General features: G+C 59.9%; 7 protein-coding genes and 2 tRNA genes. 5 read left to right on the top strand and 4 right to left on the bottom strand.

Annotated elements, in window-relative coordinates:
* Window positions 1–278 precede the first annotated feature (278 nt).
* From ACYZT0_RS22915 to ACYZT0_RS22905, 3 genes are all read left to right on the top strand, one after another.
* Window positions 279–1466: an ATP phosphoribosyltransferase regulatory subunit gene (locus ACYZT0_RS22915; protein WP_007939588.1), complete on the top strand. Its 1188-nt coding sequence runs from the start codon at window positions 279–281 to the stop codon at window positions 1464–1466.
* Window positions 1467–1520: 54 nt separating this feature from the next.
* Window positions 1521–2813, top strand: a complete 1293-nt coding sequence (locus tag ACYZT0_RS22910) for an adenylosuccinate synthase (protein WP_149630033.1) — start codon at window positions 1521–1523, stop codon at window positions 2811–2813.
* A 138-nt stretch (window positions 2814–2951) separates the two neighbouring features.
* On the top strand, window positions 2952–4886 hold the full coding sequence (locus tag ACYZT0_RS22905; protein ID WP_462043116.1) for a methyl-accepting chemotaxis protein: 1935 nt from the start codon (window positions 2952–2954) through the stop codon (window positions 4884–4886).
* 129 nt (window positions 4887–5015) lie between these two features.
* On the opposite strand, the gene ACYZT0_RS22900 is transcribed toward ACYZT0_RS22905, so the two are convergent.
* The 4 genes from ACYZT0_RS22900 to ACYZT0_RS22885 all read right to left on the bottom strand — a co-directional run bounded on the left by ACYZT0_RS22900 (window position 5016) and on the right by ACYZT0_RS22885 (window position 8186).
* Window positions 5016–6581, bottom strand: coding sequence for an ABC transporter permease (locus ACYZT0_RS22900; protein WP_462043115.1), 1566 nt, complete (start codon window positions 6579–6581; stop codon window positions 5016–5018).
* Window positions 6581–7591 (bottom strand): iron ABC transporter substrate-binding protein, encoded by a 1011-nt coding sequence (locus ACYZT0_RS22895; protein ID WP_462043114.1) that lies wholly within the window; start codon window positions 7589–7591, stop codon window positions 6581–6583. Before ACYZT0_RS22895 ends, ACYZT0_RS22900 begins: the two co-directional genes overlap by 1 nt.
* 255 nt (window positions 7592–7846) lie before the next feature.
* Window positions 7847–7933: transfer RNA gene (locus ACYZT0_RS22890), tRNA-Leu, on the bottom strand.
* Between the two features lie 166 nt (window positions 7934–8099).
* Window positions 8100–8186, bottom strand: a tRNA-Leu gene (locus ACYZT0_RS22885).
* Window positions 8187–8410: 224 nt separating this feature from the next.
* Here ACYZT0_RS22885 and rnr point away from each other — a divergent pair.
* Together rnr and rlmB are read left to right on the top strand one after the other, a co-directional pair.
* Complete coding sequence (gene rnr, locus ACYZT0_RS22880) at window positions 8411–11050, top strand: ribonuclease R (RefSeq protein WP_462043113.1); 2640 nt, start codon at window positions 8411–8413, stop codon at window positions 11048–11050.
* On the top strand, window positions 11047–11814 hold the full coding sequence (gene rlmB, locus ACYZT0_RS22875) for a 23S rRNA (guanosine(2251)-2'-O)-methyltransferase RlmB (protein ID WP_462043112.1): 768 nt from the start codon (window positions 11047–11049) through the stop codon (window positions 11812–11814). Before rnr ends, rlmB begins: the two co-directional genes overlap by 4 nt.
* The last annotated feature ends 10 nt before the right edge of the window (window positions 11815–11824 follow it).

The following is an 11824-nucleotide window of genomic DNA, read 5'->3' as shown; positions in this document are numbered from 1 at the left end:
AGCCTCGGGCGGGGTGATCCTTTGGGAAAACGTGTGTATGATGCGGCAGCCGGGAAATCCCCGGCTTTTTTGCGTCTGCACGTTTGATTGCTGTTTTTATGCAGGCGCCCGAGTTGATTGACTCGACAGGTTTTTCGAGGAAAGTGGTTGGCGAAGCCGATTTCAGGCTTTTCGCCCCGTTGTTCATGCGCGTGGTTTGTGCGCCTGAGCCGATCATTTTCTGCTTCACTCAAGGCTCGCCCAAAGGCTTGCCGCCCGGATCATAGGGGAATGGCGTAATGGCAACGGTAGACCGCTGGCTGCTGCCAGATGGCATCGAAGAAGTACTGCCACCAGAGGCGGCGCGTATCGAAGTAGCGCGCCGTCAGGTGTTGGATCTGTTCCAGAGCTGGGGTTACGAGTTTGTCGTGACTCCCCATATCGAGTACCTGGAATCCCTGCTGACCGGCGCGGGCCAGGACCTCGATCTGCGTACATTCAAGGTCATCGACCCGCAATCGGGCCGGCAGATGGGTTTCCGTGCCGACATCACGCCGCAAGTGGCGCGCATCGATGCGCACACCTTGCGTCGCGAAGGCCCGAGTCGCCTGTGCTATGCCGGTAGCGTGCTGCACGCTCAGCCACGCGCCTTGTCGTCCTCGCGCAGCCCGATTCAACTGGGCGCCGAGTTGTACGGCGATGCCAGTCCGAGCAGCGACGTGGAAGTCATAAGCCTGATGTTGGCTATGCTGCAACTGGCCGACGTGCCGGATGTGCACATGGACCTCGGTCATGTGGGTATCTACCGCGGCCTGGCTCGCGCCGCCGGTTTGTCCGGTGAAGTTGAACAACAGTTGTTCGATGCGTTGCAACGTAAAGCCATCGATGAGGTCATTACCTTGACCGAAGGCTTGCCTGCCGATCTGTCGGGCATGTTGCGGGCGTTGGTCGACCTGTGTGGCGGCCGTGAAGTATTGAGCGCTGCCCGCGAGCGTCTGGCGAATGCGCCTGCGCCAGTTCTGGCAGCTCTGGACGACCTGCTGGCGATTGCCGAGCGCCTGTCCACGCGTTTCCCGGAGTTGCCGCTGTATTTCGACCTGGGCGAGTTGCGCGGCTACCACTACCACACCGGTGTGGTGTTCGCGGTGTTCGTGCCGGGTGTTGGCCAGTCCATTGCTCAGGGCGGTCGTTACGACGACATCGGCGCCGACTTCGGTCGCGCTCGTCCGGCAACCGGCTTCTCTACCGATTTGAAAACCCTGGTGACCCTGGGGCGTGCTGAGATCGAGTTACCGTCTGGCGGTATCTGGATGCCTGACAGTACGGATGCGGCACTCTGGCAGCAGGTTTGCCAGTTGCGCAGTGAGGGTCAGCGTGTCGTTCAGGCATTGCCTGGGCAACCTTTGGCCGCCGCCCGTGAAGCGGACTGCGACCGGCAATTGATTCAGCAGAACGGGCTTTGGCAAGTATCGCCACTGGCTTCTTGAGTTTTCCTGCCGGCCGCGGCCGGCACCAAGTTTGCGCGAATGAGGACAAGTGTTATGGGTAAGAATGTCGTAGTCCTGGGCACCCAATGGGGTGATGAGGGCAAAGGCAAGATCGTTGATCTGCTGACCGAACATGCTGCCGCCGTAGTGCGCTACCAAGGTGGTCACAACGCTGGTCACACCCTGGTGATCGACGGCGAAAAAACCGTCTTGCACCTGATCCCGTCGGGCGTGCTGCGCGCAGGCGTGCAGTGCCTGATCGGCAACGGCGTGGTGGTTGCACCCGACGCTCTGCTGCGGGAAATCATCAAGCTGGAAGAGAAAGGCGTACCGGTGCGTGAGCGCCTGCGTATCAGCCCTTCCTGCCCGCTGATCCTGTCCTACCACGTAGCGCTGGACCAGGCTCGTGAAAAGGCCCGTGGCGAGCTGAAGATCGGTACGACCGGTCGCGGCATCGGTCCGGCGTACGAAGATAAGGTTGCGCGTCGCGGTCTGCGCATCGGTGACCTGTTCCACCGTGAGCGTTTCGCTGCCAAGCTGGGCGAGTTGCTGGATTACCACAACTTTGTACTGGTCAATTACTACAAAGAACCCGCAATCGACTTCCAGAAGACGCTCGACGAGTGCATGGAATACGCCGAGCTGCTCAAGCCGATGATGCTCGACGTCACCGCTGAGCTGCACGAACTGCGTCGTGCTGGCAAAGACATCATGTTCGAAGGCGCCCAAGGCTCCCTGCTGGACATCGACCACGGTACCTACCCGTACGTCACCAGCTCCAACACCACGGCGGGCGGCATCGCCACCGGTTCGGGTTTTGGTCCGATGTACCTGGATTACATCCTCGGCATCACCAAGGCCTACACCACTCGCGTGGGTTCGGGTCCTTTCCCGACTGAGCTGTTCGATGACGTGGGTGCTTTCCTGGCCAAGCGTGGCCACGAGTTCGGTGCTACCACCGGCCGTGCCCGTCGTTGCGGCTGGTTCGATGCCGTCATCTTGCGTCGCGCTATCGACGTCAACAGCATCTCGGGCCTGTGCCTGACCAAGCTGGACGTGCTGGATGGTCTGGAAACCATCAACATCTGCGTTGGCTACAAGAACCAGGATGGTGCAGTGATCGACGCACCGACTGATGCCGACAGCTACATCGGCCTGGAGCCGGTGTACGAAGAGATGCCAGGCTGGACCGAATCCACCGTCGGTGCCAAAACCCTGGAAGAGTTGCCGCAAGCTGCTCGCAACTACATCAAACGCGTCGAAGAGTTGGTCGGTGCGCCGATTGACATTATTTCGACGGGTCCGGACCGCAACGAAACCATCGTTCTGCGTCACCCATTCGCTTAATAAGTCGTTGATGTAAATCACAAAGGGTCCTTAATTGGGCCCTTTGTCGTTTATGTCGTCTACACGGCATGACCTTTGCTGTGATTACCTCTTCTGGCGTGCCATCAATTTAATGGCGTCAAAGCAGAGGGATTTCCTGTGTCGGCCGTTCTCTCACTGTTACAAAGCCGTCTATTGCGGCCCGTGTTCGTTACCCTAGGTATCGCCCTTTTGGTGCAGGTGCTGGTAGCTGTTGCTCTGACTCGGAGCACAGTGACCGCACTCGAAGCCGATCTGGGTGGGCGCCTGGGTGCCGACAGTCAAAAGCTCTCTGGTGAGCTGGAGCAGGCGGGGCGTGAAGTCACGTCGAGCCTCGACAGCCTCTCCACCAGTACTCGTCAACGCCTTACGGCCGGTTTGTCCTCGCGATTGAAGGATGAGCAGGCACAACTGCGTGCGACGCTGGAAAAGGATCTAAAGGACTCCGCCAATGATATGGCGCAGCTTCTGGCCTCGGTCGCACCCCGTGCCATGTGGGACAGCGACGTTCCAACCCTGTCCGAATTCGCCCGCCGGGCCCAGCGCAATCCCAATGTGTTGTTCGTGGTCTACGACGACGCCACGGGGCAGCACCTGACGCGCTACTTGAATCGCGAGAATCCGATCAACAAGGCGCTGTTGGAGAAGGGCCAAGGTGAGCGTGCCCTGGACAAGGTGCTGGATGCGGCGAAGAACGATCCATCGGTCTATTACCTCGAAGCCTCGATCAATCCTAACGGCGTGGAAATCGGCAAGGTCTTGATGGGCGTCTCCACCGCCTCGGTGGAAACCGATCTGGCGGCCCTGGACAAGCGCTTCTTGGCGCTGATCACAAGCAGTGATCAACTGGTCGGCGATAGCCTCAAGGGCGCGGCCGCTGACAGCGCCACGGCAATGCGTGCGCGTCTTACGTCTGCTCAGTCCACCGCCTCTGAAATGAAAGACAACACTACCAGCACTGTTCAGGAAGCCGCGGCGACCTTGCGCTGGCGCATCGGCATGGGTCTGGCGCTGGTAGGGTGTGGTGTGCTGCTGTTGCTCGCGGTGGTGCTGGGTCGTCGAGTGGTCAACCGCTTGAAAATGCTCATCGCGGCCATGGACGACCTGGCGGCGGGCGAGGGCGATCTGACCAAGCGCGTGCAGATCAACAGTAAGGACGAAATCGGCGACATGGCCTCGGCGGTCAATCGCTTTGTGGATAAGTTGCAGCCGATCGTGCGCGAAGCGGGCGATGTGGCTCAGCGAACCGGCGTGGAAATCGGCGCCATGACCTTGCGCAATGCGGGTGCCGATGCGGCGGCGGGCATGCAGCGCGATGAAGTGGCCGAGAGCCTGCGTGCGTTGTCGCAAATGGCCGATGATGCCCAGTCTGAAAGTCATGCCATGCAGGCAGCCTTGCAGCAAGTGGTGGATATTCGTTCGGCCACGGATGAAAACACCCGGACGTCGGCGAAAGTCGGCAGCCTGATCGAGGCGTTGGCCGGGCAGGTCGATACCGGTGCGAAAGTCATCGAGCGGCTGGCGCAGCAGAGTGAGCAGATTGAAGTGGTGCTGACGGTGATTCACGGGATCGCCGAGCAAACCAACCTGCTGGCGCTGAACGCGGCCATTGAAGCGGCACGCGCTGGCGAGACCGGCCGCGGGTTTGCCGTGGTAGCGGACGAGGTGCGAGCGCTGGCGAGCAAGACACAGAGCTCCACCGGCGACATTCAGGCGCACATCGTTGCCTTGCAGCAAGGTGCGCGTGAGGCAGTGGCCGCGATCGGTCAGGCCGGGCGTCAGGCCAGCGAAGGTTTGCTGGTACTGCGTGACAGTGCGCGGTTGCAGCAATCAGTGCAGGCGTCGGTCGAGCAAGTGCATGCGGCAATTGGTTTGGCAACGCAGGCCGCGGCGCATCAGGCACAAGGCGCGCAGGCGGTGCGTGGTCGCGTTGAGACCATTCATGCGCAGGCTGAGCAAGCGGCTCAAGCGGTGGTGGCAACCACGGCCAGCGGCAAGGTGCTTGATGGGTTGGCGGCGCAGTTGAAGGCCAGCCTTGGGCAGTTCAGGGCTTAGGATTTGTATTGGCGGGTCTGACGCCTTCGCGGGCAAGTCGGATCGCCGCACCGCTCGCTCCTACAGGGTTCACACGATCCAATGTAGGAGCGAGCGGTGCGGCGATCCGACTTGCCCGCGAAGGCAATGTCAGCGGCTCAGATACATCCGGGTAGTCAGCAGATAGACCGGCAACCCCGACACCAAAATCAACAACGCCGCATAAGGCGCCGCCGCCGCAAACTCCACATTCGCGGTATGCGCCCAGACTTCCGTCGCCAACGTATTGAGCCCGGTAGGACTCAGCAACAACGTCGCTGTCAGCTCCTTCATCGCATCCAGAAATACCAGCGCAAACGCCGCGCCGAGTGCTGGAAAGATGATCGGCAGCGTCACCCGGCAAAACGCACTGAAGGACGATGCCCCCAGCGTGCGTGCCGCCTCTTCCAATTGTGGCGCAGCCTTGTTCAATGCCGTGCGAATCGGCGCTTGAGCCAGCGGCAGAAACAGCAGCGCATAAGCGATCAGCAACAGCGCCGAGGTCTGATACAGCGCCGGCACATAGTGCAGGGCGAAATACACAAGCGTCAGTGCGATCACCAGTCCTGGCAGTGCATGCAGCAAATACGGCAGGCGCTCGGCCCAGATTGCCAGTTGACCCTTATAGCGCACCACCAGCAGCCCAACCGGTACAGCCAGCACCAGACATAATGCTGCACCACCGAGGGAGAGTGCCAGTGACGACAACAGTGCTTCGCTGATCGCCGCCACGGGGAATGCGGCTGAGGAACCTACGGCTAGCCAGTACACCAACATGCCCAGCGGAATGCCGCTGCCGATGATCGCCAGCGCCAGACAATAAGCCTGCCCAACCGCCGACCACGGTCCCAGGCGAACCTGCTCCGCACGCCGTGCCGCGCCTTGACCGGTGCGCACATGCCGGCCCTTGCCGCGCACCCGCAGCTCAAGCCAAAGCAGCACCAGACACAGCGCCAGCAATACTGCCGAAAGCATTGCTGCGTTGGCGTTACTGAATTCGAGCTCGAACTGTTGATAGATCGCGGTTGTGAAGGTCTGCAGGCCGATGATCGACAGCGCGCCGAACTCAACCAGCATGTGCAGGGCGATCAGCAGCGAACCGGCCAGCAACGAAGGCCAGAGCAGCGGCAGGGTGATCCTGAAGAACACGCCCCAGCGATTCTGCCCAAGGGTTCGTGCGGACTCCTCGAGAGAGGGATCAAGATTGCGCAGAGCCGCCGCGACCGGCAGAAATATCAGCGGGTACTTGGACAGGGTCATCACCAGGATTGCCCCGCCGAGCCCTTCGAAGTGCGCACTCAGCGACACCCAGGTAAAGCTGCTGACAAATGCCGGCACCGCGAACGGCAGGCACAGAATTACGCCCCACAAGCGTCGCCCCCGCAAATTGCTACGTTCCAGCAGCCACGCCAGCGACAGGCCGATCACGCCGCAGGCCAGCGTCACACCGACCATCAATGCCAAGGTATTGCGCAGCAGCCCGAGCACATAAGGCCGCCAAAGCAGGTGCAGTGCCTCGGCCCAACCGGCCTGCCAAGTCTTGAGCCCGACATACACCAGCGGCAAGAGGCTGAGCACTACCAGCAGTAAAACCGGGAGCAACAACCAGATCGATGGCCGCTTGCGCCGTGGCACGTAACCCCCGCGCGAGACGGGGGCGGATAACGATACGCTCATCAGTTCAAGCCAACGTCACGTTCCAGGTCCAGGGCTTGTTCGGCATTGCCAAGATCGGCTGGCGTGACCTTCGGTGCCTCAAGTTCGCTGAACGGCTTGAGTCCGCGATCCGATTCCATGCCTTTGTGCAGAGGGTACTCGGCGGTGGTCTGGGTGATCACGCGCTGACCGTCTTCGCTGGCCATGTAGGCGAGGAATTGCTGGGCTTCTTTTGGATGCTTGCTGGATTTCAGCACCGCCGCACTGGAAACGGTGATCAGCCCGCCGACGTCGCCGCCGGTGAAGTAATGCAGTTTCGAATCGAGCTGGCCTTTCTCGCGCTGCAAAGCGAACCAGTAGTAGTTGTTCACCAGCACGGTGGCGACTTCGCCGTTTTCCACCGCCTTCAGCGCAACCATGTTGTTGCTGTAAGTCTTGCCGAATGCGCGCAGGCCGCTCAGCCATTCTTCCGCAGCGTCCATGCCGTGCACTTTGATGATTGCGACGGCCTGTTCCTGGAAGGCGCCGCTGGTAGGCACAAAGCCGACCTTGCCTTGCCATTTCGGGTCGGAGAACTCCATCACCGACTTGGGCAGATCCTTCTCGTCAATCAGTTTGGGGTTGTAGGCGACGACGCGGACTCGCGCGGTGATGCCGATCCAGGTGCCATTGCCAGCGACATAGTCTTTCGGCAGAACGGCGAGGGTGGCGGCATCGGTCTGGGCCAGCAGGCCTTGTTCGCCGAGTTTGTTCAGAGGGGGCGACTCTTCGGTATAGATCACGTCGGCGGGAGAGCGATCACCTTCTTCGACGACCTGGCTGGCGAGCTGGTTGCTGCTGCCTTTTCGCACATTGACGTGAATGCCGGTCTTGGCTTCGAAGGCTTTGGCGATTGCGTCGCCCACTTCCTTGTGTTGACCGTTATAGAGTGTCAGGGAAGCGGTATCGGCGGCCTGGGTGAGGGGAGTAGCGAGTGCCAGGCCAAGCAGGGTGAAGGTCAGGCCGCGGCGCAGGGTATTTCGAAACATCATTCGCAGGGTTCCTCACTGTCGCATTGCAAAAACTTGAAACAATGATAAACGATATTGTTTCTCAAGTGCGCCCAGAACGCTTTCTGTAGGAGCAGAGCTTGCTCGTGATGGCGATCTTAAGGACGCCATCGCCGGCAAGCTCTGCTCCTACAGAAGACTTGCTTGAATTTTCATAGGCTTTTTGAAAGCCAGAAACGCAAAAACCCGCTTTCGCGGGTTTCTGTGTAATTCAAGATCGGAATCTTGAATTTGAATTGGTGCCCAGAAGAAGACTCGAACTTCCACGACCTTGCGGTCACCAGCACCTGAAGCTGGCGTGTCTACCAATTTCACCATCTGGGCATAATCGCAAGCGTTGCCGCTGTTGATGTGGCGCACTATACGGAGAGCTTTTTGATCTGTAAACCCCTGATTTAGTATTAATAAATCAGAAGCTTAGAATGCAAAAAACCCGCTTTCGCGGGTTTTTGTGTGAGCCTTGAAATTGATCTAATCTCAAGCTCGAAATTGGTGCCCAGAAGAAGACTCGAACTTCCACGACCTTGCGGTCACCAGCACCTGAAGCTGGCGTGTCTACCAATTTCACCATCTGGGCAGTATCGGCAACGTCTCCGTCGTCGATGGCGCGCACTATACGGAGCGTCTTTTTAACTGTAAACCCCTGACATCAAAAAAACCTGGAAAATTTTACCAGTGGCATTCAAATCAGCTTTGCAGTGTCGATAAAGGGCTTTAGATGGGCTGTCATAGCCTGAAATTTCCCGTTTCATTACGCCTATGCCAAACTAACCCGCATATAGACAAGGTGAAAACTCTCTAATGGCCGATTGGCAGTCCCTCGATCCCGAGGCCGCTCGTGAAGCGGAAAAATATGAAAACCCTATTCCTAGCCGCGAACTGATCCTTCAGCACCTTGCTGATCGGGGTTCGCCTGCTAACCGCGAGCAGCTGGTCGAAGAGTTTGGTCTGACCACAGAAGACCAGCTCGAAGCCCTGCGTCGCCGCCTGCGCGCCATGGAGCGCGACGCTCAACTCATCTATACCCGTCGCGGCACCTATGCGCCGGTGGACAAGCTCGACCTGATCCTGGGCCGCATCAGCGGTCACCGTGACGGCTTCGGCTTCCTGGTTCCGGACGACGGCAGTGACGACCTGTTCATGAGCCCGGCGCAAATGCGTCTGGTGTTTGATGGCGACCGTGCGCTGGCCCGTGTTTCCGGCCTCGACCGTCGCGGTCGCCGCGAAGGCATGATCGTCGAAGTAGTATCCCGTGCCCACGAGACCATCGTTGGCCGCTACTTCGAAGAGGGCGGTATTGGTTTCGTCGTCGCGGACAATCCGAAGATCCAGCAAGAAGTGCTGGTCACGCCGGGCCGTAACGCCAGCGCCCAAATCGGTCAATTCGTCGAAGTGAAGATCACTCACTGGCCGACGCCGCGCTTCCAGCCGCAAGGCGATGTGGTCGAAGTCGTGGGCAACTACATGGCGCCGGGCATGGAAATCGATGTCGCGCTGCGCACCTACGATATTCCTCACGTCTGGCCTGAGGCTGTGCTGAAAGAAGCCGCCAAGCTCAAGCCTGAAGTCGAAGAGAAAGACAAAGAGAAGCGCATCGACCTGCGTCATCTGCCGTTCGTGACCATCGACGGTGAAGATGCTCGCGACTTCGATGACGCGGTCTACTGCGAAGCCAAACCGGGCAAGCTGCGCCTGTTCTCCGGCGGCTGGAAGTTGTACGTGGCCATTGCCGACGTCTCCAGCTACGTGAAAATCGGTTCGGCGCTGGACAATGAATCTCAGGTTCGCGGCAACTCGGTGTACTTCCCCGAGCGCGTGGTGCCGATGCTGCCTGAGCAACTGTCCAACGGCCTGTGCTCGCTAAACCCTCACGTTGATCGCCTGGCCATGGTTTGCGAGATGACCATCTCCAAATCCGGCGAGATGACCGACTACTGCTTCTACGAAGCGGTGATTCACTCCCACGCTCGCCTGACCTACAACAAGGTCAGCGCCATGCTGGAAACGCCGAAAGTCACCGAGGCTCGTCAGCTTCGTGGCGAGTACAACGACGTTTTGCCGCACCTCAAGCAGCTGTACTCGCTGTACAAGGTGTTGCTGGCGGCCCGTCACGTGCGTGGCGCAATCGATTTCGAAACGCAGGAAACCCGGATCATCTTCGGGACCGAGCGCAAGATTGCCGAGATCCGTCCGACCGTTCGTAACGATGCGCACAAGCTGATTGAGGAATGCATGCTGGCGGCCAACGTGGCCACCGCCGAGTTCCTGAAAAAGCACGAAATCCCTGCGCTGTATCGTGTCCACGATGGTCCGCCACCGGAGCGTCTGGAAAAACTGCGCGCTTTCCTTGGCGAACTCGGCCTGTCCCTGCACAAAGGCAAGGACGGCCCATCGCCGAAGGATTATCAGGCGCTGTTGGCAAGCATCAAGGATCGTCCGGATTTCCATCTGATCCAGACCGTCATGCTGCGTTCGTTGAGCCAAGCCGTGTATAGCGCCGATAACCAGGGCCACTTTGGTCTGAATTACGAAGCCTATACCCACTTCACCTCGCCGATCCGCCGCTACCCGGACTTGCTCACGCACCGGGCGATTCGCAGCGTCATCCATTCGAAAATGGACACGCCGCACGTTCGCCGTGCTGGCGCGATGACCATTCCGAAAGCGCGCATCTATCCGTACGACGAAGCGATCCTGGAGCAGCTCGGCGAGCAATGCTCGATGAGCGAGCGCCGTGCCGACGAAGCGACCCGCGACGTAGTCAACTGGCTCAAGTGCGAGTTCATGAAGGATCGTGTAGGCGAGTCGTTCCCGGGTGTGATTACCGCCGTGACCGGTTTCGGCCTGTTCGTCGAGCTGACCGACATCTACGTCGAAGGCCTGGTGCACGTCACCGCGCTGCCGGGCGATTACTACCACTTCGACCCTGTACACCACCGCCTGGCCGGTGAGCGGACCGGTCGCAGCTTCCGTCTTGGCGATACCGTTGAAGTGCGCGTTATGCGCGTTGACCTCGACGAGCGCAAGATCGACTTCGAGATGGCTGAAAAAACCATCAGTGCGCCGATCGGTCGCAAGAAGCGCGGTACTGAAGCGACTGCACCCGCTGTCCCCTCTACAAAAACAGCTGCAGAACCGGCCCCGGCTAAAACCGGTCGTCGTCCTGCCAAGGAAAAGGCTGCCGAAGCCTATCGCCCAAGCGATGCCGCGGCGAAAAATGCCGAGCTGCGCAAAAGCCGCGAAATGAAGCAGACGTTGCTGTCTGAAGCGAAAAGTGGCGGTAAAGCGGCGTCTGGGGGAAAGACCGGACGGTCGGTGCCTGACAAGGTCCCCGGCGGCAAACCAGCCAAACCGAGCAAACACCGTAAAGGCCCGCCAAAAGCGGGTTCCGCTCCTGCTGCCAAAAGTGGCGGGGCGCGTAAACCTAAGGCCAAGTCATGAGTCAGTTGGAAAAGATCTACGGCGTGCACGCTGTAGAAGCGTTGCTGCGTCACCACCCGAAACGCGTCAAGCAGATCTGGCTGGCTGAAGGCCGCAGCGATCCGCGGGTCCAGACGCTGATCGAGCTGGCGAACGAAAATCGCGTAGCCGTCGGCAACGCCGAGCGTCGCGAGCTGGATGCCTGGGTCGACGGCGTGCACCAGGGCGTGGTCGCGGAGGTGAGTCCGAGCCAGGTCTGGGGCGAAGCAATGCTCGACGAGCTGCTCGATCGCACCGAAGGCGCGCCGCTGCTGCTGGTGCTCGATGGCGTGACCGATCCGCACAACCTCGGTGCCTGCCTGCGTTCTGCCGATGCGGCGGGTGCGTTGGCGGTGATTGTTCCGAAGGACAAGTCAGCCACGCTGACCCCGACGGTACGGAAAGTCGCCTGTGGTGCGGCGGAAGTGATTCCGTTGGTCGCCGTGACCAACCTGGCGCGCACCCTGGAAAAACTCAAGCAGCGCGGCTTGTGGGTCGTCGGTACGGCGGGCGAGGCTGAGCAGAGTCTGTATCAGCAAGACATGACCGGCCCGACCATCCTGATCATGGGTGCTGAAGGCAGCGGGATGCGCCGCCTGACACGCGATCTTTGCGACTACCTGGTGCGCCTGCCGATGGCGGGCAGCGTCAGCAGTCTCAACGTTTCCGTGGCGACTGGCGTTTGTCTGTTCGAGGCCTTGCGTCAGCGCGGTGTAAAAGCTGCCGGAACCGCCAAGAAGTCCTGATCCTGCTCAA

The sequence above is a fragment of the Pseudomonas sp. ZS1P83 genome (assembly GCF_054897825.1).
Note: the sequence above shows the minus strand (reverse complement) of the source record. Positions and strands in the feature narration are given on the sequence as shown.